Genomic DNA, 25695 nt, shown 5'->3' with positions numbered 1-25695 from the left:
TTTTGCCGGAATCTTTTAGAACATGAGATTGTAATAAAATAAAATCCTGCTTTATGTAAGTATTTTGTTCTTATTGTTACTTATAGAATAAAGTAAGGTTATATGTATATTTCAATAAAAAAGGATGATGGATGATCACGAATTCTTAAAGGTGTTGCATTTGCATCAGGGAATTATCCATAAGGTCTGCAGGCTTTATCGCGATGGTAAAGAAGATCAGGAAGACCTCTTCCAGGAAATTACTTATCAGCTTTGGAAAGCCTGGCTAACTTTCAGGGGTGAAGCGAAGATTACTACCTGGATGTACAGGATTGCTTTGAACACTGCGATAGCCTCCTTCCGTAAAAAGAAACCTGTAATAGAATACACGTCAATACTGCCGGATGTTACTCAGGAAGATCAAAATGAGGAGCAGATTGAGCGACAAGAAAAATTATTAAGGGTGCTCAAACAGCTGGACGACAGTGAAAAGGCAATAGTGACGTTGTATTTTGAAGAACTTAGTTATAAGCAGATCGCTGAAGTAATTGGCATTACTGAAAATAATGTAGGGGTAAGGCTAAACAGAATCAAAAATAAAATTCAAAAACTCTTAATCAGATAAAACCATGGAACTAGATGAACTAATGTCAGATTGGAAGAACATATCTACTCCTGATAAAACAAATGAACAATTCAGTGCAATGCTGAAAGAAAATAATCATCCTGTCCTAAAAGGCATCAGGAGGCAGTTGGTTATTGAGATTGCGGGATGGACTACATTTCTCATTTGCTATTATAGTATGTTTGACGGTGAGCGAAAGCCTTTGTTAATCAATCTAATATTGATAGTGTCTATTTTGATCTCTATGATTCATAATGTTTCGTGGTATAATTTTGCAAAGCATCAAGTTGACGACGGAAGTATATTGAGTTCATTGGAAAATTATTTTTCTAAAGTGAAGCGGTTTGCAATATTGTCAGTGATATTCAGAATTGTATTCGCCGTTGGCTTGCTCAGCTTTTTTAGCTACAACATCAGATTTGGACCCGAAAAATATCTTTTATTAGCTGTTGTGATCTTTTTGTTTCTGATACAAATATTTATTCTTAGCGGTATATGGGTTAGACGATTAAAACTACTTCGACAAACTATTGATGATTTTGGAAATGGATAATGATGTTGAAGTCTAAGTGTTTTATTTACAGAATGGTAGAGGATGATTAATAGACAGGAAGATTTATTTTAAAAAAAAATGAAAATAAATCTTCCTGTTCGGGTAGAGTTAATCGTTAGCTAAATAATTATATCCCTAGATGTGCAAAATATTTGTCAATGCTCTCTTACATTGGCCGGGTCAGATGGTCAGTAGATACAATTAAATTAATTGTTTTTACTGACACTGATCCTTGCTCTTTTAGCACTAATTTTTCTTTTGCAGTTTTCTTATTTTTTGATTTAACATCTCAATGCTATCCAGTATCTGTTTATTCTGAGATTTAATACTATCCAATTGCAATTGAATTTTTTCATCTCTGATTTGACTTCTTCCCTCAGGAGATGATTCGCGATTACAAGATACTAATGCTGATAAAAGCAGAATGCCAATAAGTAGTTTCATAATAGATTTTTATTGTATTGGTTGCTGATGTGTTTAAAAACTTACAGTAGAATGTATTCATCTTTTAACAAATCTTAACATTTCTGTGTTTAAACCATTTTTCAATTCATGACTCTATTCTACAAAACACAAAAGATAAGTGATATGAGAAAATTAATCTTAAGCGCTATTTTATTCATTGGTATGGGTACAATGGCATTTGCACAGCAAACTGATCAGAAAAGAGAAAGAAAAACTCCGGAAGAAAAGGCACAGCGTCTTACTGATGTATTAGATAAAAAATTATCGTTAACTGCAGATCAAAAAACAAAGATTTATGCGATAAATCTGGAAGGAATAAAAGAGCAAAAAGGTAAGCATGTGAAAGGACAAAAACCTGACAGATCATTGATGAAAGCAGAATTTGACAAAAGAGACGGACAGATCAATGCTGTTTTGAATGATAGCCAACGTAAGTCATATCAGGACTGGAAAACTGAAAAAATGAATTCCATGAAAAATGGGAAAAAAGACGGGAAGAAGCTATAGAGGGCAAAAACGGATAAAGGATAAGGGATGTTGAAGGGGGATGATTGAAAAGCAGCTATAATGGCTGCTTTTCTGCGTTATGGTGGTTCCATAATATTTTTCAAACCCTAAGCCCCGTTAATTGTTCTCCATAAACATTTACCTAAACTTTGAGTTATGGAAGCCAACGAAAAAAACACCAAACCACTGAATAATGCTGTACAGCTAAATGATGACGTTAAATTTGAAAACTCCGATGTAGACCCAGGATTTTTAGGACATCAGGATGATCTCGTATTAAAAAGTAAAGAAGATAAACGTGAACATAATATTGATGCCAATATGAGTATTAAGGAAATGAGGGAAGAAAAGGATGAAGATAGTCAGGAGAATGATGCATTGAATTATAAAAACGACAGGGAGAACGGTGCATTCAATCCTAAAAATATCTAAAGATCAAATAGCAAATGGGTCTACCATATTTACCTCCTATAAGCATTTAAAAGAAGTCTATGTCAAAAATGGGCAACAGGTAAATTATTAGCCCGCCTGTTTACAAAGAAAGAATCTAAGAAGTATGGAGGAGACTGTCACCATCTGCATCTTGAAATCAGAAGAAAATTTGATGATTATGGATGTGCAAGCTGGCTTACAATGAACAAGACCCAACTCAATCTTAGATTCTTTAATCCACTGACTTTTTTAAATGAAAACTTAAAATAATTTGTTTAAGGCTTTCTTATCTTACATCAATGTTTCCAAATGGTATAACAGGTAATTTTGTTATATCAAAAAAGAAAGAATTATTATGGAATTAGGTATAGGTATGTTTGGTGATTTGTCTTTTGATGAGAAGACAGGAAAACCGCGTGACTCGAAAGTTAAATTACAGGAGATACTGGAACAGATCAAATTAGCTGATGAAGTTGGGCTGGATGTTTTCGGCTTAGGTGAGCATCATCGTCCGGATTATGCTGTTTCATCTCCAGAGATTGTTTTGGCTGCTGCTGCAAGTATCACCAAAAATATAAAATTAACTAGCACGGTGACCGTTTTGAGCTCGGCAGAGCCTGTGAAGGTGTACCAGGATTTTGCTACCATAGATTTGATTTCTAATGGCCGAGCAGAAATAGGCGTTGGCAGAGGTAGTTTCATAGAGTCTTTTCCTTTGTTTGGCTACAATCTGAGCGATTACGATCAGTTATTTGAAGAGAAGTTGGACCTGTTACTGAATATCAATAATAATGATGTGGTGAACTGGAAGGGCAAACTCCGTGCGCCTCTTGTGAATCAAATGGTACTGCCCCGCGCTACTAATGGAGGCCGGCTGCCGATATGGATAGCCGTGGGAGGAACGCCTGAATCGGTGTTACGTGCTGCAAAGCTTGGATTGCCATTAATTGTAGCGATTATTGGGGGAATGCCAAAGCAATTTCAGCCGCTGATTAATTTTTATAAACAAGAATACATTAAATATGGACATGATGTAAGTCAAATGCAGATTGGTATTCATTCGCATTCCTTTTTGAGTGACAATGAAGCAAGTACTGACCAATATTATGATAACTATGCTGCTCAAATGGACAGAATTGGAGCAACGAGAGGCTGGTCGCCTTACACCAAAATGCAATATGATGGTGGCAGGGCCAAAGACGGAGCTTTGTTTATCGGTGATGCAAATGAAGTGGCTGACAAAATTTTATATATGCATGAATTATTTGGTATTACCCGTTTTATAGGTCATATGGACGTTGGAGACCCTTCACATGCCGGGATGATGAAATCCATAGAGATTTTTGGGACTAAGGTAGCACCGATAGTCAAAAAAGCTTTAAAAAGTTAAAAAGCATGTCTCGATTTAGTGATTCACTTTCAAGTCCTTATGCTTTGATTGCAGCATTATTGCTTATTACTGCGATGGTTTTAAGCGTAATGACCAGAAAACTCACCCTCATGGGTTCAGTGGTGGCTGTGATTATTGGCGGGTTGGTGTTTCTGGCTGCAGGAATGAAAGGTATTTTGATGCTGATGGTCTTTTTTCTGCTTGGCGTAGCGGCAACTGCATATAAAAAAGAATTTAAGGTAAAATTGGATAATCAGAGTATACAGACGGAAGGCAGAACCGCAGGCCAGGTATTGGCAAATGGTGGGGTGGCAGGATTAATGGCTGTCATGGCGCTATTGTACAGCAGCCATTCCGCTGTCTTTCTCTTGATGATGGCAGCAAGTTTGGCTGCCGCGCTTTCTGATACTTTGTCTTCCGAATTGGGTACAATATACGGTAGTAGGTTCTATAATATCCTGGGTTTTAAGAAAGACGAGAATGGGTTGGATGGGGTTATAAGCCTGGAAGGTACTTTAATAGGTGTTACAGGAGCATTTATTGTAGGGTTGATCTATGCCGGAATAAGTAAAACCTGCGTATTGATCACAATTGCCGGTATTTTAGGAAATCTCATGGATTCATTACTGGGGGCAGTCTTAGAACGGAAAGGATATATAGGAAATAATCTGGTGAATTTTTTGAATACGCTGTTTGCTGCGGTAGTTTGTATGATTTTTTATATTGTTGCATAGATTGGAAGATTGTGGAGCATAAGATATAATCTTGTCATAATATAAAATTAACAGCACCGACTTAGCTTTGCGGCATAAATATTTGGTTAGTATTTATACGTTTAGGTTTAGTTGATAAAAGAAGCCATGATGGATGTCAGGGCTTTTTTTTTATCTTCACCTCTGTTTAAATGAAGTGTTATGACTGAAACGGAATATTTGCAATTTTGCAAAGAACAAATCAATGGGCCATTGAAAGACGAGGACCTGATCACTATGCTGACTGCCTGGGGCGCGATTAATTATTCGTTGGGTTACAACAAGGCATTAACAGACAATAATATAAAGGTTGATAAGGAGCAGTAGTATTACATGCGATGATCAGTTCGGTGGATAACTATCATAAAGTGGATAAATAAGCTAAACTTCTAAAAATCAGCAATGTTATTTAGATACATTAAGATCATGAGTTATGAAAAAATGTATTTATGTCGTAGAAGACAATGCCGCAATAAGAGATGTCATTGAATTTATGCTTACTGAGGAGCTTTATGATGTAGTTGTGTCACCTAACGCAACTGAATTCTGGGAGCAAATGCAAAAACATATTCCTGACATGATTGTGCTTGATGTGATGCTCCCTGACGGAAATGGTATGGACATCTGCAACCAATTGAAATGTAATATTAAAACGCATAACATTCCTGTGATGGTTATGTCGGCCAATAATAATATCAACAAGGTCAAGTCAAAATGTACGGCAGATGATTTTATCAATAAACCATTTGATTTGGATGATTTTGCAACCCGGATAGAATATTATATTCCAAACTGATGATTTAAGAGAAATCTTTATCTTCATCGGATGAAAAAAAACAGCCTGTTCAATTGGAGTGGAGGGAAAGATAGTACATTGGCACTCCATTATGTCCTGCAGGATGAAAGCTTTGATATTCAGTATTTGTTGACCACCGTTAATGAGGTGTACAATCGTGTTAGCATGCATGGCGTGAGGGAAAGTCTTTTAATTGAACAGGCTAGAAGCCTGGATATCCCACTTTATCAAGTAAGATTACCAGAATCGCCTGATATGCCAGCGTACGAAGCGCATATGCACAAACATTTATCAGAACTAAAGGCTATGGGCATCACACACTCCATATTTGGTGATCTGTTTTTAGAAGATTTGAAAATCTATAGAGAGAAGAAGTTGAAGGAAATAGGCATTGAAGCCGTTTTTCCAATATGGAAGAGAGATACTACGGAAGTTTTAAAAACCTTTATCTCTCTTGGATATAAGACGATCGTTGTATGTGCCAAAGCAGGTCTCGAAGAATTTGTTGGTAGAATAATTGATGAAAGTTTTATTAAGGATTTGCCTTCTGATGTTGATCCATGTGGTGAAAATGGTGAATTCCATACCTTTGTTTTTGACGGTCCAATCTTCACAAAACCAATAAATTTTACCCTGGGGGAGAAGGTATTTAAAACATATCCCTCTCCCAATGGGCAGATAGATGAAAGCACTGGATACTGGTATATAGACTTGATTTAACTATTTCGCACCAGGTAAATACTTTGTTCTGTACCGATCTGTTTCAAAAAATATTCATCGTGAGATATAACCAGTAGTGTTCCTTTATAATCGTTAATTGCATTTGTAAGGATTTCAATATTCTGAATATCGAGGTTGTTTGTAGGCTCATCCATGATCATCACGTCGGGTTGGGCGCTATTGATTGTAAGGGAACATAACATCAATCTCATTTTCTCACCGCCACTAAGACTTTTACAAGGTTTGTCCCAATCCTCTTTGGTAAAAAGAAACCTGTTTAATCGAATTTTAATCTCGTGTTCGAGTAATGTACCGGTATTAAATTGTTGTGCCTGTTCATAAATACTTAAATGATCATCTATTAATGAATAGTCCTGGTCGACATACATTGTTTTGTTATTAAATACATCGAGAGATCCTGTTTTGGGTTGAAGCTCAGTCAGGATCATCTTTATTAAAGTTGTTTTTCCCGAACCATTTGCCCCTTTTATCACAATGCGCTCTCCGCTTCTGACTTGAAAGTTCAGGGGTTCTTTCCAAAGCAACTGCCCGTCGTATCCAAAATTAATATGGATTGCATTGATCAGCGTTTTACCATTATGAAGTTCGGAGTTGTTAAAATTCATCCTCATTTTGTCGATATCTGGTATGGAAGAACGCAACTGATGTAATTCTTGCGAAATAGTGTCTACCTTTTCTGCATGAATGCCTTTTATCCGCGAAGTGCTTTTTTCTGCATTGTTTTTAAGGGTATTCATTGAAATTGTAGGAAGCCCGGCTTTTTCCTGCTTTTTCTTCCCTTTGGCATCAAGCTTTTGCTGGCGTTCCACAGATATCCGTTCTGTTTCTTTCACTTTACGAAGCGCTTTCTCTTTATTTTTCAGATCTTGATTCAAGACCTTGTTTTCGATACTTTTTTGGTGTGTGTAAAAATCATAATTGCCGCCATAAATGGTAATGCCATGCTTATTGAGTTCGTATATCTTATCTATGGAATTCAATAAGGTCCTGTCATGACTTACAACGACTAATGTATTTGTTGTATGGTTGATGTAGTCATAAAGAATATTTCTGCTATACAGATCTAAATGATTGCTTGGTTCGTCCAGCAATACGATTTCAGGTTTATGAATCCCAATTCCGGCGAGGAATACTTTGGTTTTTTGACCACCACTGAGTGTTCCCATTTTTTGCGATAAATCCAGATTACCTAGTTTCCAGTGAGCAAGCGCTTGATCACAACGTTCTTCTATTGTCCAGTCGTCATTGAGTAGGTCCAGATTTGCATCAGTTATATTTCCGTTAAGGATTTCTTTTAAAGCCTGGAGTTTATCTTCAATACGAAGCGCCTGGGCAATACTATAATCATTAAACTGCCCAAAAAGCTGCGGTACATAATAGGGTTTAGAGCTAACAGATGTATGGCCTTTTGCAGGATTCAGGTATCCGGCTAGAATTTTTAAAAGCGTAGACTTGCCCGAACCATTATTGCCAATTAAGGCAATTTTATCTTTTTTATTGATGCTGAGGTTTATATCATTAAATAATATGCCTCCATCAGAATGTATATGAGTGATGTTTTGAAGAATAAGCATAATTTCTTTCTTTAAAAAGTGAATAATTAAAAGAGAAAAGAAATTATATCCTACATTGATTTTTTGTTTTGTTTGTTCAGGCAAAAATACTAAATTCTAAAATAGAATCAAATTCACTTAAGCCTCATTTATAAATCAATAATGATAAAGCTTTGGTAATAAGCGTCTAACAATGCCAGCAGCATTAGAAAAGTCCCTGAAAAGGAAAAACGGGAATAAATCCTAAGACCTATCCCCGTTTTAAATTAACGCTCTCGGAAGCAAATATAATAAAATTTTTATTGTTTGGTAACTATTTTATTATTCAGCGCTAATTTTTAGTATAAATTAGGTATAATGCGTCCAAAATAAAAACAACTTATTAGGAATGAAAAAACAAATTGGATCGAAAGCAGCATTGATTTTCGGTATGCTATGTTTGCCAATGGCAATGTATGCACAAAAGCAGGATTGGCATTTACAATCTAAAGATATAGAAAAGGTTTATGGAACCGGAGTTACCCGGGCTTATAACGAACTTCTGAAAGGTAAGACACCTAAAACTGTGGTTGTAGCAGTGCTGGATGGCGGTATAGATACATTACATGAAGATTTGAGAGCGAACTTGTGGAGGAATGCAAAAGAGAAGGCAGGAAATCAGGATATCGACGGAAATGGATATAAAGGTGATGTATTGGGTTGGAATTTCTTAGGAGGAAATGGCCAGGTAACTGATGAAGCCTCAGAATATCAACGCGTTTATTTTAAGTACAAGTCTTTGTTTGAAAATGTTCAGAATGAAAAGGACGTTAAAAAGAAGGATAAACAGCATTATTATTCATGGGTACTGAGTAAAAGCTTATTGAAAAAAGCGGATACTGTAGCTCCGGTAGATTTTAGGGCTAAAGAAGTAAAAGACGATTATTTCAATATTAAGGATCGTTTCTATGGAAATGCAAATTTAATGGGTGATCCATATTTTCATGGAACACACGTAGCTGGAATTATAGGTGCTGAACGTGGCAATGGAGCCGGTATGGATGGCATTGCCGGAGCAGTAAAATTAATGGGAGTAAGGGTAGTTCCAAATGGGGATGAGTACGATAAAGACGTGGCACTTGGAATACGTTATGCCGTAGATAATGGTGCTCAGATTATCAATATGAGTTTTGGTAAAAGAGTTTCTCCAGAGCGTAAAATGGTTGAAGATGCCATTCGATATGCGGAAAAAAAGGGAGTCTTAATTGTTAATGCTGCTGGAAATGAAGGCACAGACATTGACAGTATCCCTCATTATCCATCACCTTTTCATATGAAAGGAAATATGCGTGCATCAAATATGATCACAGTTGGTGCGAGTGGTTCTACAGAAGCAGGTTTGGTTGCTGCTTTCAGCAATTATGGAGATCAGACAGTTGATGTATTTGCGCCGGGTGTTGGCATTTATTCAACTTTACCGGATAATAAATACAGTCCCTTGTCAGGTACCAGTATGGCTACTCCGGTTGTTGCAGGAGTGGCGGCTTTAATAAAAAGCTATTACCCTCAATTAACGGCAAAGCAGATCAAGCAGATCATTGAGCAGAGTGTTACCAAAATTGATTTCCCTGTTACTAAGCCAAAATCAGGAGGTAAAAAAGTTAAAATGACCGACCTTTGCAGAACTGGTGGAGTTGTTAATGCTTATGAAGCATTAAAACTGGCTGAAAATATGAAATAATTATAAATTCTCTCGTATACCGGGTTTGAGCTGGCTTTAGTCTGGTATATACTGAGAGCATGCTGGCAGTATCATCAATCCACGGTGAGTCCACGTTTTTTCTGGAAAAAGGTGGACTCACCGTGGACTCATGGTGCAGTCATGATGGACTCATGATGGACTCATGACGAATCAGGTATGTCTTATGTCCTATCTGAAGCCAATCAAATTACTTTAGTAATACCAGGCAATGCGACCGGTTGGTTTTCCCATTTAAGATCCCAGTTATATTTATCCATCGCAGGTCCAAGAGTCTGATTGGAATTGAGTGCCTGATCCCAGGTAAGGGTCTGTCCGCTATAAGCGACCATTCTGCCCCATATCGCCAGCATGGTGCTATTTGCCATTTCAATTCCCTGATTTATTGGTTTGCCATTTCTGATTCCTTCAAATAATTCGTTATGCTGGGTTTGGTACATGTTGTTTTTTTCGCCGCTATAAACCCATTTATTTTTGCCGGTGATCTCCTGTTTTGTCATTACATTGATCATTGCACTGCCATCAGTACCCAATACATCCATGGTGTTGCGGTGCGAAGTGCCTTCCTGTTGCCTGCAGAAATGATATCCTTTAGCACCATTTGCATATTCAAATTCAATGGCAAAATGATCATAAATGTTGCCAAATATTTCATCTGTTCTTACCTGTCTTCCACCGGTTCCTGTTGCGCGGACTGGTAACTGATCGCCCATGGCCCATGACATCAGGTCGAGGCTATGCACAGCTTGTTCTACAATGAAATCGCCTGAAAGCCAATTGTGATAATGCCAGTTTCGTAATTTGTAGGTAAGGTCTGTCCAGCCGGGCTGGCGTGGATTTGACCAGTTGCCTGCACCATTTCTAAACGTAGAAATGCTTCTGATTTCTCCTATATCTCCATTGAGCACTTTTGCTATTGTTGCTCTGCTTGGCAGATCGTAACGGAAGCAGAAGCCAGAGACCAATGAGAGATTTTTCTCTTTTGCCAGTTTTGCGGCTTCAAGTACCTTCCTTATTCCCGGGGCATCTACAGCTACCGGTTTTTCACAAAAAACATGCTTTCCTGCCTGTATAGCAGCAGTGAGGTGGTCTGGTCTGAAAGAAGGAGGGGTAGTGAGCAATACTACGTCAACTCCCGAGTCTATAAGCCTCTGGAAGGCATCAAATCCTATAAATTTATTCTTTTGATCTACTTTTACCTGCTTGGCTCCTATTTCTTTGAGTGAGGTATAGGCAGACTCGAGTCTGTCTTCGAATATATCTGCTAAAGCTGTAATTACTACATCTGGATCTGCTTTGAGGGCTTGTGAAGCAGCACCTGTGCCTCGTCCGCCGCATCCAACCAACCCTACTTTAAGCTTGGGTTTAGCTGATGGAAATAAAGGGGAGGCATATCCCGTATGATAAGCCAAGGTACTTCCCATGGCAATCAATCCTGTTTTTTTTAGAAACGACCTTCGGTCTGTTGAATTTAAGTTTGATTTTCTGCTCATAATCTATGAAAGTAGATTTATTTAGTGATAAAAGAAAAACCGTAATGATTTTGTTATTTAAGCGTTGTTAATATTGTTAAATAAATTGCTTTTTTTATTAATAATGCGCATTTTGTAACATCAGACCATTAAAATTTATACTTATGAAGTACCTGTCTTTTTTAATTCTGCTTACCACGATTTCCTTGTCCGTATTTAGTCAAAACAAAGATGCTATTCTCGGTAAATGGATCAATTCATCCGGCGAAGCACATATCGAGATCACCAAACGAAGTGACAAATACTTTGGAAAAATTGTTTGGCTCAAAGAGCCAAAAGATGCAAAGGGAGTAGTGAAGACTGATGTGAACAATCCAAATGCAGCGCTTCGTTCAAAACAAATTTTGGGATTGGAGATACTAAAGGATTTTGAATTTTCTGGCGATAAATGGACCGATGGAAAAATCTATGATCCTAAATCAGGGAAAACGTATAGTTGTAATATGAGCCTGAAAAGTAACGGTGACCTTAACATGAGAGGATATGTCGGCATTTCATTAATTGGAAGATCAGAAACCTGGAAAAGAGTAAAATAATGATCAGATATCTTATAAGTTTATTTGTGATGCTTCCCTTTTTTGGAAATGGTCAGGTTTATAATCTGGTGCCAGTGAACCAAATGGGTAATGCGAGTTTCAGAGGAATGTCTATCGTTTCTGATCAGGTTGCCTGGGTAAGTGGAAGTAATGGCACAATAGGCCGTACAGTTGATGGAGGCAAAACCTGGCAACAGATACAGCCAAAGGGCTATGAGAAATTAGATTTCAGGGATATTGAGGCTTTTGACAAAGACAGAGCAGTTACTGTCAATGCCGGTTCCCCTGCGTATGTACTGGTGACTTCGGATGGTGGAGCAAGCTGGAAAGAAGTCTATAAAAATGTGGATTCAGCAATATTTTTAGATGGTATGGGTTTTTGGGACAATAAAAACGGAATTATTTTTGGTGATCCCATCAACAATAAAATGCAATTGTTAAAAACCAGGGATGGCGGATTAAACTGGCAAGATGTTTCAGGAAATTTGAAATCCGAGCTAAGTCCCGGAGAGGCAGGTTTTGCAGCTAGCGGTACCACCATTAGGACCGCAGGTAAAGGCAAAGTCTGGATCGCAACGGGAGGCAGTGTGTCAAATATCTATTTTTCTGATAACTATGGGTATAGCTGGAGTGTATTTAAATGCCCGATTTGGCAAGGTGAAAATAGTACAGGACCGTTTTCTATCGATTTTTATGATCAAAAAACAGGTGTAGCAGTAGGGGGGAACTATTTGAAGGACAAGGAAAATCCGAACAACATATTGCTTACAGCGGACGGAGGTAAGACCTGGGAGAAACCTCAAAAACCTGTGGAAGGTTTTCGGTCTGGCGTTCTTTATGTGAATAAAAAAACATTGCTAGCTACGGGAACTTCAGGAACAGATGTATCTAATGATGGAGGAAAGAACTGGCACAAGATTTCGGATCTTAGTTTCAATGTTGTTCAGAAGGCCAGGAAAGGAAGTTTGATACTAATAGCAGGTAACAAGGGGCAAATCTATCAATTGAAGATCAGTGATGATAAATAAAGTTCATCATATTGCCATTATTTGCAGCGAATATGAGGTGTCTAAAAGATTTTATATAGATGTGCTGGGACTGAAAATAATCAGGGAAGTCTATAGGGAAGAACGAAAATCCTATAAACTGGACCTGGCGCTCAATGGTGAGTACATCATTGAATTGTTTTCTTTCCCTGATCCCGTTGTAAGACCGTCCAGACCGGAGGCGGTAGGATTGAGGCACCTAGCGTTTGAAGTGGATGACATTGATGCCGTTGTAAATAGATTGAATAACATGGGGGTGATTTCGGAGCCAATCCGAATAGATGAATTTACTGGTAAACGCTTTACTTTTATCACCGATCCCGACCTGTTACCCATAGAATTTTATGAAAAATAATTTTTTTATAGTGCGATACAATAAATGCAATGTTTGATCGTCTATATATATGAGAGCGTTAATTTAGATAGCGGGGATACGGTGGATTGCTGTATCCCCGTTTCTTTTTGCAAAGATTTTAAATAAGAAAAGCCAGGTCATCCAACCTGGCTTTCTTTTTAAACAAAACTTAGATCTAACCAAACATCTAAAAATTCAGACAATTATGAGAACTGTACTGGACGTCAAGGGCGGATTCGAACCGCCGTCAAAGGTTTTGCAGACCCTCACCTAACCACTCGGCCACATGACTATGTTTTTATTCAAAAGCAGCTCCCTGCGTTTGATGATACAAATATATATAAAGTCTATTAAATTACTAGACTTTTTTAAAATATTTTTTTTTGACCTTACAGACTGGGATAAGTTATGTCTGATAATCACTAATATTGTTGAAAATTTACAGCTATGCAGTATCCCATTTTAATTATAGATGATGAGAAAAAATTATGTAGCCTTCTGGCCCGGATTATTGAGCTTGAAGGATTTACAGTTTTTCAGGCAAATACTGGTAAAGAGGGGTTGAAAATTCTGGCATCACAGGAAATCTATGTGGTCTTAAGTGATGTCAGGCTGCCGGATATCAATGGTGTAGACCTGGTTAAAGAAATAAAACAGATAAGACCTTACACAGAGGTTATTAATCTCACGGCTCATGGCACCATACAAGATGGAGTAATGGCGATGAGGAATGGTGCTTTCGATTACATTACCAAAGGAGATGATAATGATAAAATTATTCCTTTGGTCTATAAGGCTCTGGATAAGGCTAAGCTGCAATACAGGGTAGGTGAACTTGAAAGTAAAGTAAATAAGAAACATGACTTCGGCTCAATTTTAGGGCAATCCAAGGCAATTCATATAGCTGTGGATTTGGCAAGAAGAGTTGCAGGTACAGATACGACCGTTCTTTTGTTGGGAGAGACAGGTACAGGAAAAGAAGTTTTTGCTCAGGCTATACATTACGAGAGCAAGCGAAAAATTAAGCCATTTGTAGCGATAAACTGTAGCGGGTTTAATCATGAGTTACTGGAAAGTGAATTGTTTGGTCATAAGGCAGGAGCATTTACAGGTGCGACGAAGGATAAAAAAGGGCTATTAGAGGAAGCTAATGAAGGTACTTTGTTTCTTGATGAAATTGGAGAAATGAGTCTGGATCTACAAGCCAAATTACTTCGTGTGCTGGAGAACCAAACCTTTATTAAAGTAGGAGACACTTTGACCAGTAAAGTGAATGTAAGGATCATAGCGGCTACCAACCGCGATCTAAAGAACGAGTCTGAAACAGGAAAATTCAGACTGGATCTTTATTATAGACTCTCAGTATTTTCTATAGAATTGCCGCCGCTTTCTCAGCGTAAATCAGATATCTTACTCATAGCAAAGCATTATTTGAAAGAATTTGCAGGTAAAGTAAACCGGTCGGGCTTAACAATGGATGAAACTTTTGAGGAATTGCTGTTGAAACATTCCTGGAAGGGTAATATCAGAGAATTGAAGAATGTTATGGAAAGAGTAGTAATTCTTGCAGATGAAAATCTGCTCTCTGCGAATTTACTCCCTTATGAGTTTCATTATCCTGAAATTGGAAATGGTGATTCCATGAAAATGGAAGTCATAGAAAAACTGCATATCATTAAAGTGCTCAAATATACCAATGGGAATAAAACAGAAACGGCCAGATTGCTTGGTATAGGGCTTACTACGCTGTATAGGAAGATGGAAGATTTTAAAATAGTCTGATTCTGCAATCAGTTGCAGAAAACAATTAATTGTCAGGATGTGTTCTATAGCTACATCACCTAACAATTAAAATATGGAAAGTAAAGAAAAATCGCGCGACAGCTCCAATAACACACAAGCAACCGATGAACATCTTCTCACACTTGAGGGAGAAGAGGCATTAAAAAAACTAAAGCATATAGCCACAAGTGCTGAAAACTGCTTTTTCTGCACCAACATTAAGACAGGACTACCCTTGTCTGTGAGACCAATGTCTGTACTTCAGGTCGATGATGAAGGAAATCTATGGTTCATGAGTATGAACGACAGTACAAAAAATAAAGAACTTGAATCAGACCCCTTTACACATTTGTTTTTCCAGGAAAATAAAAATTCGGGATTTCTGAACATATATGGAATTACTGAGGTAAGTACCGATCAGCAAAAAATTGATGAGCTGTGGAATCCTTTACTAAAAGTGTGGTTTCAGGATGGGAAAGAAGACGAACATATTAGTCTTTTAAAAGTAATCCCAACAAGTGTTTATTACTGGGATACCAAACACGGAGAGATGATCGCATTCGTTAAAATGGCTGCTTCTATTATAACAGGGAAGACTATGGACGATTCCGTGGAGGGAAAATTAGAGATCTAGATAAATAGGAATTCCTAAATGCGCTAATAAATAGGTCTGAATATTATAGATAATAAAATAAAGTTTCTTATTTTGGCTATTACTTTATCGTTTTAGCACGCAATATGAAAAGAATTTTATTATCTATTTTATTGAGTTGTTCTGCAGTTTATGCTCAGCAACGGAAGGCTCCGGCATATCCATTGGTAGCTCATGATCCCTATTTTAGTATTTGGTCTTCTTCAGATACGCTAAACGCGGGAACTACTAAACACTGGACAGGCACTAACCAGTCTCTAACAGGCATGATCAGTGTTGATGGCCAGGTGTATAGTTTCCTTGGGAAATTTGAAAAGGTATATCAATCAATTTTGCCATCGGCAGATGAAAAGCCGGAACCTATGAGTTATACTGACTCCAGACCTTCATCTGAATGGACAAATATTAATTTTGATGATGGAAATTGGAAAACAGCTTTAGGTCCAGCTGGGAGTGAACCTTCTCAGGCTAAGACTCCATGGAAAAAAGATGAGATTTGGGTACGAAGAGTTTTTAATCTCGATCAGATCAGTAACAATAAACTTTTTCTTCAGATCAGACATGACGATAAGGCCACTGTTTTTTTAAATGGAAAGGAAATATACAGCAGACCAAAGCTAGAAGGTAAGTTTATTTATATTCCGTTGGATGACGAAGTAAAAAACATACTCAAAAAAGGAAAAAATGTCTTAGCTATCTATGCGGTGAATACCGGAGGGCCATCATTTTTAGATGCTGGTTTGGTAGAGGAACCTTCCGGTAAAGACGCGGTGCAGATTATTGATGCCCAACAAAAAAGCATGGAATTTAATGCTACGCAGACCATATATCAATTTACTGCAGGGAAAGTAGATTTGACGCTTACTTTTACTTCTCCCCAGTTAATGGACGATCTCAATTTACTTTCGAGACCTGTGACCTACATCTCGGCACGAATGAAATCAAACGACAAATTGCAGCATGATGTAAAACTCTATTTTGGCGCTTCTACTACGATCGCTACGCATACGGCATTTCAGCCTGTGGTTGCTAAGCAGTATAATTCAAATAGCTTGTCTATACTAAAAGCAGGGACAGTTGAACAGCCTATGCTGAAAAGGGCTGGAGATGATGTGAGAATTGATTGGGGATATATGTACGTAGCTGTCCCTTCTGATTATAAAAGCATACAAAGTATTTCTACAACAGCTGATGCACCTAAATCTTTATTGGCCAAAAGCAGCAAAGATGTAAAAGAACTGACCGGAGAAAAATTGGTTTTGAACACAGTGGTTCCGGTAGGTAAAGTAGGAACTATAGTCAAGGAAAGCACTATAATGCTCGGCTATGACGATGTGTATTCAGTTCAGTACTTTAAAACCAACCTAAGGCCATGGTGGAACATTAATGGACAGCAAACAATTGAAGGACAATTGGCCCTGGCATTTAAGGATTCAAAAACCATACTGCAAAAGTCCGCTGCTTTTGATAAAAAGTTATATAATGATGCAGTTAAAAGCGGGGGTGAAGCTTATGCCCAATTGTGTATACTTGGGTACAGGCAGGCGATTACAGCTCACAAACTCGTGAAAAGTCCGGATGGTGAAATCTTGTTTTTATCGAAGGAAAACTATAGTAATGGCTCCATAGGGACAGTAGATATCACCTATCCATCTGCTCCATTGTTTTTAGTTTACAATCCCGAGTTGTTGAAGGGAATGTTAAATGGCATTTTTTATTTCAGTGAAAGCGGTAGATGGAAGAAGCCTTATTCAGCTCATGATCTTGGTACTTATCCACTGGCAAATGGGCAAACTTATGGTGAGGATATGCCTGTGGAGGAATCCGGAAATATGCTGATTCTTGCTGCAGCAATAGCTAAAACAGAAGGGAATGCTGCCTACGCTAAAAAGCATTGGAAAACTTTGAGCATTTGGGCAGAGTACCTGAGTGAAAAGGGATTGGATCCGGAAAACCAACTATCGACTGATGATTTTGCCGGCCATCTCGCCAGAAATGCCAATTTATCAATAAAAGCAATTGTTGCGCTCGGAGGATATGGAATGATGGCAGATATGCTTGGAGAGAAAGCGACCGGAGAAAAATATACTGCAATGGCCAGGAATATGGCCAGAAAATGGATGGAGCTGGCAGATGCGGGAGACCATTATGTATTAACTTTTAACGATAAAAATACCTGGAGTCAGAAGTATAACCTGGTATGGGACAAAGTATTAAGTTTGAACCTTTTTCCTGAGGAAGTTTATGAAAAGGAAGTGAAGTACTACCTCACTAAGCAGCAGAAATATGGCTTGCCATTGGATAGCCGTAAGACCTATACTAAGTCTGACTGGATCATGTGGACGGCTACATTAGCAAGCAATCGTAAAGATTTTGAAGCGCTGGTTGCACCTGTCTATAAATATGCGATTGAGACACCTGATAGAGTCCCTATGAGCGACTGGTATGAGACACTTGATGCAAGGCGTCAGAATTTTACTGCACGAAGCGTGGTGGGTGGATTTTACATCAAGATGCTTGAAGATAATTGAAAAAGTAATTTGCATTTATTACAACAGTATTGATTGAGTTATTGCTGTATTTAGTAATATTGCATATGTTCGAATCTTCAAAAAAAGCGGTTGTCAAACTCGATAAAAAAGCTGCACTTGCAAAAGCAGAACATTATTGTGCTTATCAGGAGCGTTCACAGCAGGAGGTAAGAGATAAGCTCTATGAATGGGGTTTGTGGAGTAACGATGTTGAAGAAACAATTTCTGAACTCATACAGACTAACTTTTTAAATGAAGAACGCTTTGCTGCGGCTTATGTTTCAGGTAAGTTTAATATCAAAGGCTGGGGGAAAATTAAAATTAAACAGGGACTAAAACTTAAAAAAGTTCCTGATAAGATGATTGCAAATGCATTAAAGGCTATAAATTATGATGATTATCTTAAGACTATATTAGCATCTGCGGAGAAAAAACTTAAAACCATTGCTGAAAAAGACAGCTATAAAAGAAAATATAAGCTTGTGAATTACCTTTTGACGAAAGGTTTTGAAAATGATTTAATTTTAGAGGTGCTGAAAAACAATAACTTAACCTGATTGCAGTATTTTTTATGAAAAATAACTTGACGGAAATATAAATCTGCTTATATTTGCATTCCCAAACGGAAACAACGGGTGTAATTAAAAAGACCTTTTGAAGTTTGGAATGATGTCGGAGATATCAAAGATTATGCGAAAGTAGCTCAGTTGGTAGAGCACGACCTTGCCAAGGTCGGGGTCGCGAGTTCGAATCTCGTCTTTCGCTCTAAATGCCTTCTTTAGAAGGCATTTAATTTTAAAAGGTTATTCACCTGCTCAGATGGTGGAACTGGTAGACACGCAGGACTTAAAATCCTGTGACCTTAAAAGTCGTGCGGGTTCGATTCCCGCTCTGAGTACAATGTAACAAAGCCCTGTAAATCCTACAGGGCTTTTTTTATTTCACAATTATCGATTTATGAACATTTAGGCGCTATTTATATTAATTTATTGCTAAAAAGATGTAAATTGGCTCATCCAAGGAACCCTTAGTCATCAGCTCCTAATATGAGTCAAAAAAGAGTACTAAAAGTCGGATTAGATTCTGCAGCTCCATTTCCAATGCATTCAGATTATAATGCGGAGAATTTTGAAGGCTTTGAGGTCGATTTAATGAAAGCAATTACTGAATTGCTGGATTTAGAGGTAGAGTACGAAGTATCATTGTGGTCCAACATCCTGGAAAAACTCTTTAAAGGTGAACTTGATTTAATTTGTTCTGCAGTTACGGTGACATCATCCAGGAGGCATATTTTGGAATTTACAAATCCTTATCTTCATTTCAGGCTTTGTGCAGTTATTAATCAGGGGGATTCCCTTTCAGAGGTCGCCGATTTTAAAAACAAGACCATTGGAATCAGGGAAGCTACTGAAGCAGAGAAATATGTTCATACTCATTTTCCTGCAAATAATATGGTGCATGCAGAAACAAACAGGGAACTTTACAGGAAACTACAGGCTGGTAAGATAGATATGCTGATTGATGATTCGCCAATTGCAGGCGGTTTTCTTCAGAAAAACAAGAAACTTAAGGTAGGGATGTATCTTCCTAAAACAGATTCACAATATGCGATAGCTATGAAAAAAGGAGATCTGAAGCTTAAGGAACAGTTTGACGGAGCGCTTATCGCCTTAAAAGAAAACGGCGTATATCAGGACATTTATAAAAAATGGTTCGCTGATATTCAATTTTAATTCATTGGAAAATATACTAAATCATGTTGTGGCTGAGTAAAATCAGTAATAATGTTTTGATGTCTATTTTGCTTTATGTAAAAAACACATTAAGTATTACATAATGTTAATTGAATTATTTACTTTAGATTCCTGAACAACCAAACACACAAATGAAAAAAAGTACATTACTGATTCTGTCAGTGTTAATGAGTCATATAGTATATGCTCAGAAAAAGCCGAATATCATCATTATTGTCTCAGACGATCATGCCTTTCAAGCTATTAGTGCTTATGGGAATAAATTGGTTAAAACACCAAATATTGACAGGATTGCTAAGGAGGGAGCAATATTTAACAAGGCTTATGTGACCAATTCTATCTGTGGACCAAGCAGAGCGGTGATACTGACAGGTAAATACAGTCATAAAAATGGTTTTAAAGATAACGAAACCTCAAAATTTGACCACAGTCAGGATAATTTCGCTAAACATTTGCAAGCCGGAGGCTATCAAACTGCCTGGGTAGGGAAAATACACCTTAGTGGAAAGCCACAAGGTTTTGATTTTTACAGCTTGTTGCCCGAACAAGGTCAATATTATAATCCAGATTTCATTGGAATGGATGGCAAAGTGACTCGGAAGGAGGGATATGTGACCAATTTAATAGAAGATGCTTCCGAGCAATGGCTTGATTCCAGAGATCCATCCAAGCCATTTTGCCTGGTGATTGGTCATAAAGCAACTCACAGAACCTGGCTTCCCGATACCTCCGATATGGGGAAATATGATGATGTTAATTTCCCTTTACCGACCAATTTTTATGATGACTATAAGAACAGAGCCGCCGCTAGTATACAGGACATGACGATTGATAAAACCATGCTTATGGGATATGATTTGAAAATGCTTTCAAATGTGAAAAACGGAGATGGAACTGTCAACAGGATGAATGCTGCTCAGAAAGCAAAGTTTGATTCCTATTATAAGCCAATTGAAGCAGACTTAAATGAGAAAAAATTGTCGGGTAAGGCACTGGTAGAATGGAAATACCAACGATATATGAGAGATTACATGAGTACTGCCGCATCTTTGGACAGGAATATCGGAAGGACGCTAGCTTACCTTGATAGACACGATCTAGCCGGAAATACAATTGTAATCTACCTTTCAGACCAGGGATTCTATATGGGAGAGCATGGATGGTTTGATAAACGCTTCATGTACGAAGAGTCTTTTAGAACGCCAATGGTGATGCGGTATCCAGGTGTGATAAAGCCCGGAACCAAATCAAACGATATGGTGATGAACCTGGATCTGGCGCCTACAATTTTAGAGGCCGCAGGTTTAACTGTCCCTGCTGATTTTCAAGGAGAATCAATCCTTCCGCTATTTAAAGATAAAAATGCAAAAAAGAGGGATGCCATGTTTTATCACTATTATGAAAATGGAGAACATTCTGTTTCTCCTCATTTTGGCGTGAGTACGAAGAAATATAAACTCATCCGTTTTTATAAAAGGGTAGAAGGATGGGAGCTTTATGACCTTCATAAAGATCCTTCAGAAATGAATAATATTTTTGGTAAAAAAGGATATGAAAAAATAACAGATGAATTAAAGGCGAAATTAAATAGTCTGATTGCTCAATATCAGGATGAAGATGCTAAAAAGATACTTGCAGATGCAGCACGTTAAGTTATTGCTGACAGCATCCGGCAGCATGAATTTTATGAGTAAGCCGTAAAACTCTGTGCTGATATCATGAACTAAAATAGTTAATTTTGGGGTATGACTGACTCCAATTATAGCATTGAAAACATTGCAGGTATTTTAAAGGCAAAATTATTTGTACAAAATCAGCCTGCATTGATTAGCAAGCTAGTTATTGACAGCAGAAGTGTAATAGATCCTGAGGAATCTTTATTTTTTGCGCTAAGTGGAAAACGAGATGGTCATTATTATATTGATGATGCTTATTCAAACGGCATTAGAAACTTTGTAGTTAGTGATGAAAATTATACAAGAACCTATTCTGACGCAAATGTAATTTTAGTTGACGATGTGTTATTGGCGCTTCAGACACTGGCTGGATACAATCGCAGGTATTATCATCTGCCAGTTTTAGCAATTACAGGCAGCAATGGCAAAACTATTGTTAAAGAATGGCTCTATCAGTTACTTGCTGCTGACTATAATATTGTTAGAAGTCCTAAAAGTTTTAATTCGCAAATCGGAGTGCCGTTATCTGTCTGGCAAATTGATGAAATGCATACCCTTGGCATATTTGAAGCAGGAATTTCCAGGGCAGGAGAAATGGATGCCCTGGCCGAAATCATAGTTCCAACAATAGGAATACTCACAAATATAGGTGAAGCCCATGCAGAAGGTTTTTCATCACATATGGAGAAACTCCTGGAGAAATTGAAGCTCTTCAAGGGAGCGGAGCTGTTTATATACTCTCCTGAGTATACAGCAGGATTAGATGAAAAAGAGTTGCCCGGGAAAAGCAGGTTTTCCTGGAGCACGAAACAAAAGGCTGACCTGCAAATTCTATTCGTAGAGCCTATTGACGGCAGAAATTATGTCAGAGCACTATATAAAGGTGAAGAGATTGAATGTCTGATTCCATTTAGTGATAATGCATCTTTGGAAAATGGCATCATTTGTTGGGCTACCTTGCTGGCTATGGGGTATACAGCAGTACAAGCAGATGCCAGTTTAGAAAAACTGACGTCGGTGAGTATGCGCCTGGAGCTGAAAAATGGAATTAATCAATGCTCTGTCATCGATGATTCTTATAGTGCAGATATTTCATCATTGGCAATTGCTCTCGATTTTTTAAATCTTCAAAATCAACACCCAAAAAGAACACTGATATTATCAGATCTGTACGAAACTGGTAAACCAGATGAAGTGCTGTATGCTGAAATAGCAGCTTTGTTGAAACAAAAGAATGTCAATAGGATCATAGGTATAGGTACCCATATTTCAGCCTGCGCTGAAGCTTTTGAAATGGAATCTGCATTTTATGAAAATACCCAATCCTTTATAGATAATTTTCCTTCCATTCATTTCAGCAATGAGACCATTTTAGTCAAGGGAGCCAGAAGGTTTGAATTTGGTAGAATCAGTAAATTGATTGTTCAAAAAATACACGATACTGTATTGGAAATAGATCTCAATGCACTTGCAGGGAATCTTCAATTTTACCGCAATAAATTGAGACCTGGTGTTAAGGTAATGGCTATGGTCAAAGCATTTTCCTATGGAAGTGGTAGCTTTGAGATTGCAAACTTGCTGCAATATCATAAAGTAGATTATCTGGCTGTTGCTTATACAGATGAAGGGATTTCTTTAAGAAAATCAGGAATATCTATCCCAATTATGGTCATGAGTCCTGAGCCATCTGCTTTTGATGCTATCATAAAACACAAATTGGAACCCGAAATCTATAACCTGGATATACTTCGAAGTTTTACCACATTTCTGGGAGAAAATGAACGCAATTATCCCGTGCATTTAAAAATAGATACAGGGATGCATCGATTGGGCTTTGAAGAACCTGATCTGAAAGACTTGCTTATTCTGCTGAATGAATCAGATAAAGTTAAAGTTGTTTCTGTTTTTTCTCATCTTGTGGGTAGCGACGATGAAGTTCACGATGAATTTACTGCCCACCAGTTATCCAGGTTTACTGCTATTGCTGATGAAATAGCTCAAGGATTGGATTATACTTTTATCAGACATATTTCCAATACATCCGGAATTAGCCGTCATCCGGAGGCTCAGTTAGATATGGTTAGGATAGGAATCGGACTATATGGTTTTGATGGGGGACTCAAGAATAACAGAGGGCTACAAACTGTTGCAGTGCTTAAAACGACCATCACGCAGTTGAAGCATATTAAACCCAATGAGACTGTAGGCTATAGCAGAAAGGGAATGCTTAGCGAAGGAGGAACAATAGCGACTGTAAAAATTGGTTATGCGGATGGATATAACCGGAAATTTGGAAATGGTACAGGCAAAATGCTGATTAAAGGTAAATTAGTCCCAACCGTTGGTGTAATCTGTATGGACATGTGTATGCTCGATGTAACTGGTTTAGATGTGAAGACCGGAGATGAGGTGATTGTTTTTAATGGTGAACTGACCATTGCAGAGCTGGCCAGACAAATTGAAACTATTCCTTATGAAATACTTACCAATATATCTCAAAGAGTGAAGAGGGTATATTTTTACGAATAGTCTTTATTTTACCTAAGTTTGCATTATGAATAGAATTGGCAGGGCCTTATTGAATTACCTGATTAAAGGTTTACTGATTGTGCTTCCTATCGCATTAAGTGTTTTTATCGTGGTGTGGGCTGTAACTACTGTAGACAGCTGGTTGAATATCAATAATATACTTGGGGTAGATCCCCGTACTGGTGCAAGTAGAAATATTCCGGGCCTTGGACTTGGGCTTGTCATTTCAATCATATTGATGGCAGGGATATTTGTAACCAATTTCGTTACAGAACCGATGTATAATTGGTTTCAAAAAGCAATGGACAGGCTGCCAATACTGAAGTTTATCTACTCATCTATTAAAGACCTGACCGAAGCATTTGTTGGCGATGAAAAAAAATTCAACAATCCGGTACTGGTGGATGTTGAAGGGGATTTGAAACGCATAGGTTTCTTGACGCAAGGTGATTTGGCAGCTATTGGTCTGCCAGGTGAGTCTATTGTATACTTTCCTTTTTCATACTCTTTTGCCGGACAGGTATATGTGGTCAAAAATGAAAAAATTAAACCTTTGAAGATGAGTGCCCCTGATGCTATGAAGCTGGTTGTCTCAGGTGGTGTTAGTCATTTTTGATATAGTATTGTTATAAATGATAAAGATTTACCACAATAACAGATGTAGTAAAAGCAGGTGTGCATTGGCTGTTTTGGAAGAAAGCGGTCAGGATTTTTTAGTTATTAACTACCTCCAATCTCCTCCGGATAAGGATGAGTTGAGGGAAATTATTAAAAAATTGGACATTAAAGCACAAGATCTTGTCCGCAGATCGGAAAGCATCTACAAAGAAAACTACAAGGATAAAGTTCTTTCTGAAGAGGAGTGGGTTTCAGTTATGGTTGAAAACCCAATTTTGATTGAACGGCCTATATTAGTTTCGGATGATAAGGCCGTAATAGCCCGTCCTACAGAGAAAATTAACGATATTTTAGCTTAGCTGTAATACCTGCAAAGAAATTGGAATGAGATGATAACCGTTCTTTGCAGGTATTGAATACTGTGTATATCGAATGTTGACTATCTAGAAATTTGGCTTTAATACATACTTGTCGTAGAACCTGAAGATATGTTCTGTAGCCTCTTCTGCGGTATCGACTAATCTGAAAAGGTTTAGATCCTCTTCATGGATATTATGTTCTTTTTTAAGCATGGTACTGGTAATCCAGTCGATTAACCCACCCCAGTAATCCTTTCCTACGAGAACAATAGGGAAACGTGCAATTTTTCCAGTTTGAATTAAGGTAATGGCCTCAAAGAGTTCATCCATAGTACCCATTCCACCGGGTAAAACAATAAATCCCTGTGAATATTTCATAAACATTACTTTTCTAATGAAGAAGTAATCGAATTCCAGTAATTTGTTATGGTCTATATATTTGTTGTGGAACTGTTCAAAAGGGAGTTCTATGTTCAATCCAACGGACTTACCTCCATTCATATGTGCCCCTTTATTTCCAGCCTCCATGATACCCGGTCCGCCTCCGGTTATTACACCATATCCTCTTTCTGTCAACAGCCGTCCGCATTCTACTGCTATTTCATAATAAGGATTGGTCTCTGCAGTTCTTGCTGATCCAAATATGGATACACAAGGGCCAATTTTTGCCAGTTTTTCAAAACCGTCAACAAATTCTGCCATTATTTTGAAGATTTGCCAGGAGTCTGTTACTTTAATTTCCTGCCAGTTTTTATTTTCAAATGCACTTCTTATTTTCTCTTCACTTGTCATTC

Annotated in this window: 26 protein-coding genes and 3 tRNA genes; 24 read left to right on the top strand and 5 right to left on the bottom strand. The window is 37.8% G+C overall.

Annotated elements, in window-relative coordinates; translation table 11 throughout:
* Positions 1 to 124: 124 nt before the first annotated feature.
* Both R2Q78_RS06250 and R2Q78_RS06245 read left to right on the top strand, forming a co-directional pair.
* Positions 125 to 604 carry a sigma-70 family RNA polymerase sigma factor gene (locus R2Q78_RS06250; RefSeq protein WP_316789931.1) on the top strand — a complete coding sequence of 160 codons (480 nt, stop codon included), beginning with the start codon at positions 125 to 127 and terminating at the stop codon, positions 602 to 604.
* 4 nt (positions 605 to 608) lie between these two features.
* Complete coding sequence (locus R2Q78_RS06245; RefSeq protein WP_316789930.1) at positions 609 to 1157, top strand: hypothetical protein; 549 nt, start codon at positions 609 to 611, stop codon at positions 1155 to 1157.
* Positions 1158 to 1403: 246 nt separating this feature from the next.
* Here R2Q78_RS06245 and R2Q78_RS06240 read toward each other — a convergent pair whose 3' ends face one another.
* Positions 1404 to 1601 (bottom strand): hypothetical protein, encoded by a 198-nt coding sequence (locus tag R2Q78_RS06240; protein ID WP_316789928.1) that lies wholly within the window; start codon positions 1599 to 1601, stop codon positions 1404 to 1406.
* Positions 1602 to 1745: 144 nt separating this feature from the next.
* Between R2Q78_RS06240 and R2Q78_RS06235 the strand changes: the two genes are divergently transcribed.
* The 7 genes from R2Q78_RS06235 (at position 1746) to R2Q78_RS06205 (ending at position 6219) form a co-directional block, all read left to right on the top strand.
* On the top strand, positions 1746 to 2129 hold the full coding sequence (locus tag R2Q78_RS06235) for a hypothetical protein (protein ID WP_316789927.1): 384 nt from the start codon (positions 1746 to 1748) through the stop codon (positions 2127 to 2129).
* A 156-nt stretch (positions 2130 to 2285) separates the two neighbouring features.
* Positions 2286 to 2561, top strand: a complete 276-nt coding sequence (locus tag R2Q78_RS06230) for a hypothetical protein (protein WP_316789926.1) — start codon at positions 2286 to 2288, stop codon at positions 2559 to 2561.
* Between the two features lie 355 nt (positions 2562 to 2916).
* Entirely contained in the window at positions 2917 to 3951 is a 1035-nt protein-coding gene (locus tag R2Q78_RS06225) for an LLM class flavin-dependent oxidoreductase (protein ID WP_316789924.1), read from the top strand.
* Between the two features lie 5 nt (positions 3952 to 3956).
* Positions 3957 to 4685 carry a DUF92 domain-containing protein gene (locus R2Q78_RS06220; RefSeq protein ID WP_316789922.1) on the top strand — a complete coding sequence of 243 codons (729 nt, stop codon included), beginning with the start codon at positions 3957 to 3959 and terminating at the stop codon, positions 4683 to 4685.
* A gap of 180 nt (positions 4686 to 4865) precedes the next feature.
* Positions 4866 to 5030, top strand: a complete 165-nt coding sequence (locus R2Q78_RS06215; RefSeq protein WP_316789920.1) for a hypothetical protein — start codon at positions 4866 to 4868, stop codon at positions 5028 to 5030.
* Positions 5031 to 5136: 106 nt separating this feature from the next.
* Positions 5137 to 5499 carry a response regulator transcription factor gene (locus R2Q78_RS06210; protein ID WP_316789919.1) on the top strand — a complete coding sequence of 121 codons (363 nt, stop codon included), beginning with the start codon at positions 5137 to 5139 and terminating at the stop codon, positions 5497 to 5499.
* A 30-nt stretch (positions 5500 to 5529) separates the two neighbouring features.
* Positions 5530 to 6219, top strand: coding sequence for a diphthine--ammonia ligase (locus R2Q78_RS06205; protein WP_316789918.1), 690 nt, complete (start codon positions 5530 to 5532; stop codon positions 6217 to 6219).
* Here R2Q78_RS06205 and abc-f read toward each other — a convergent pair.
* The gene (abc-f, locus tag R2Q78_RS06200) at positions 6216 to 7814 is read right to left on the bottom strand and encodes a ribosomal protection-like ABC-F family protein (protein ID WP_316789917.1); all 1599 of its coding nucleotides are present in this window, start codon (positions 7812 to 7814) and stop codon (positions 6216 to 6218) included. The two genes, R2Q78_RS06205 and abc-f, sit on opposite strands and share 4 nt — an antisense overlap.
* Positions 7815 to 8181: 367 nt before the next feature.
* Here abc-f and R2Q78_RS06195 point away from each other — a divergent pair, with 367 nt between their 5' ends.
* The gene (locus R2Q78_RS06195; RefSeq protein WP_316789915.1) at positions 8182 to 9513 is read left to right on the top strand and encodes a S8 family peptidase; all 1332 of its coding nucleotides are present in this window, start codon (positions 8182 to 8184) and stop codon (positions 9511 to 9513) included.
* A gap of 203 nt (positions 9514 to 9716) precedes the next feature.
* On the opposite strand, the gene R2Q78_RS06190 is transcribed toward R2Q78_RS06195, so the two are convergent.
* Positions 9717 to 11024, bottom strand: a complete 1308-nt coding sequence (locus R2Q78_RS06190; protein WP_316789913.1) for a Gfo/Idh/MocA family oxidoreductase — start codon at positions 11022 to 11024, stop codon at positions 9717 to 9719.
* 143 nt (positions 11025 to 11167) lie between these two features.
* Here R2Q78_RS06190 and R2Q78_RS06185 point away from each other — a divergent pair, with 143 nt between their 5' ends.
* From R2Q78_RS06185 to R2Q78_RS06175, 3 genes are read left to right on the top strand one after another with little or no spacing between them, the layout of a single operon-like run.
* Positions 11168 to 11599 (top strand): DUF2147 domain-containing protein, encoded by a 432-nt coding sequence (locus tag R2Q78_RS06185; protein WP_316789911.1) that lies wholly within the window; start codon positions 11168 to 11170, stop codon positions 11597 to 11599.
* On the top strand, positions 11599 to 12627 hold the full coding sequence (locus R2Q78_RS06180; RefSeq protein ID WP_316789910.1) for a WD40/YVTN/BNR-like repeat-containing protein: 1029 nt from the start codon (positions 11599 to 11601) through the stop codon (positions 12625 to 12627). Before R2Q78_RS06185 ends, R2Q78_RS06180 begins: the two co-directional genes overlap by 1 nt.
* A complete protein-coding gene (locus R2Q78_RS06175) occupies positions 12617 to 13000 on the top strand; it encodes a VOC family protein (RefSeq protein ID WP_316789907.1) in 384 nt (127 codons plus the stop codon). The genes R2Q78_RS06180 and R2Q78_RS06175 overlap by 11 nt, the downstream gene beginning before the upstream one ends.
* A 218-nt stretch (positions 13001 to 13218) precedes the next feature.
* Here R2Q78_RS06175 and R2Q78_RS06170 read toward each other — a convergent pair.
* Positions 13219 to 13292, bottom strand: a tRNA-Cys gene (locus R2Q78_RS06170).
* Positions 13293 to 13447: 155 nt separating this feature from the next.
* On the opposite strand from R2Q78_RS06170, the gene R2Q78_RS06165 reads away from it, so the two are divergent.
* The 11 genes from R2Q78_RS06165 to arsC all read left to right on the top strand — a co-directional run bounded on the left by R2Q78_RS06165 (position 13448) and on the right by arsC (position 24901).
* The gene (locus R2Q78_RS06165) at positions 13448 to 14782 is read left to right on the top strand and encodes a sigma-54 dependent transcriptional regulator (protein ID WP_316789905.1); all 1335 of its coding nucleotides are present in this window, start codon (positions 13448 to 13450) and stop codon (positions 14780 to 14782) included.
* A 73-nt stretch (positions 14783 to 14855) separates the two neighbouring features.
* Positions 14856 to 15416, top strand: coding sequence for a pyridoxamine 5'-phosphate oxidase family protein (locus tag R2Q78_RS06160; RefSeq protein ID WP_316789903.1), 561 nt, complete (start codon positions 14856 to 14858; stop codon positions 15414 to 15416).
* Between the two features lie 104 nt (positions 15417 to 15520).
* Positions 15521 to 17965 (top strand): glutaminase family protein, encoded by a 2445-nt coding sequence (locus R2Q78_RS06155; protein WP_316789902.1) that lies wholly within the window; start codon positions 15521 to 15523, stop codon positions 17963 to 17965.
* Between the two features lie 65 nt (positions 17966 to 18030).
* Positions 18031 to 18522, top strand: coding sequence for a regulatory protein RecX (locus R2Q78_RS06150; RefSeq protein WP_316789901.1), 492 nt, complete (start codon positions 18031 to 18033; stop codon positions 18520 to 18522).
* Between the two features lie 135 nt (positions 18523 to 18657).
* Positions 18658 to 18730, top strand: a tRNA-Gly gene (locus R2Q78_RS06145).
* A gap of 48 nt (positions 18731 to 18778) precedes the next feature.
* A tRNA-Leu gene (locus R2Q78_RS06140) sits at positions 18779 to 18863 on the top strand.
* A gap of 148 nt (positions 18864 to 19011) precedes the next feature.
* Entirely contained in the window at positions 19012 to 19698 is a 687-nt protein-coding gene (locus R2Q78_RS06135) for a transporter substrate-binding domain-containing protein (RefSeq protein WP_316789899.1), read from the top strand.
* 152 nt (positions 19699 to 19850) lie between these two features.
* Positions 19851 to 21371 (top strand): sulfatase, encoded by a 1521-nt coding sequence (locus R2Q78_RS06130; protein ID WP_316789898.1) that lies wholly within the window; start codon positions 19851 to 19853, stop codon positions 21369 to 21371.
* Between the two features lie 93 nt (positions 21372 to 21464).
* Positions 21465 to 23924: a bifunctional UDP-N-acetylmuramoyl-tripeptide:D-alanyl-D-alanine ligase/alanine racemase gene (locus R2Q78_RS06125; protein WP_316789896.1), complete on the top strand. Its 2460-nt coding sequence runs from the start codon at positions 21465 to 21467 to the stop codon at positions 23922 to 23924.
* 25 nt (positions 23925 to 23949) lie between these two features.
* Positions 23950 to 24540, top strand: a complete 591-nt coding sequence (locus R2Q78_RS06120) for a DUF502 domain-containing protein (protein WP_316789894.1) — start codon at positions 23950 to 23952, stop codon at positions 24538 to 24540.
* 16 nt (positions 24541 to 24556) lie between these two features.
* Positions 24557 to 24901: an arsenate reductase (glutaredoxin) gene (gene arsC / locus R2Q78_RS06115; RefSeq protein WP_316789892.1), complete on the top strand. Its 345-nt coding sequence runs from the start codon at positions 24557 to 24559 to the stop codon at positions 24899 to 24901.
* An 84-nt stretch (positions 24902 to 24985) separates the two neighbouring features.
* On the opposite strand, the gene R2Q78_RS06110 is transcribed toward arsC, so the two are convergent.
* The gene (locus R2Q78_RS06110) at positions 24986 to 25693 is read right to left on the bottom strand and encodes a TIGR00730 family Rossman fold protein (RefSeq protein ID WP_316789890.1); all 708 of its coding nucleotides are present in this window, start codon (positions 25691 to 25693) and stop codon (positions 24986 to 24988) included.
* Positions 25694 to 25695: the final 2 nt, after the last annotated feature.

Origin of the sequence: Pedobacter frigoris (genome assembly GCF_032678645.1) — a bacterium.
GTDB lineage: Bacteria > Bacteroidota > Bacteroidia > Sphingobacteriales > Sphingobacteriaceae > Pedobacter > Pedobacter frigoris_A.
This window is presented reverse-complemented; position numbering and strand designations above follow the sequence as displayed.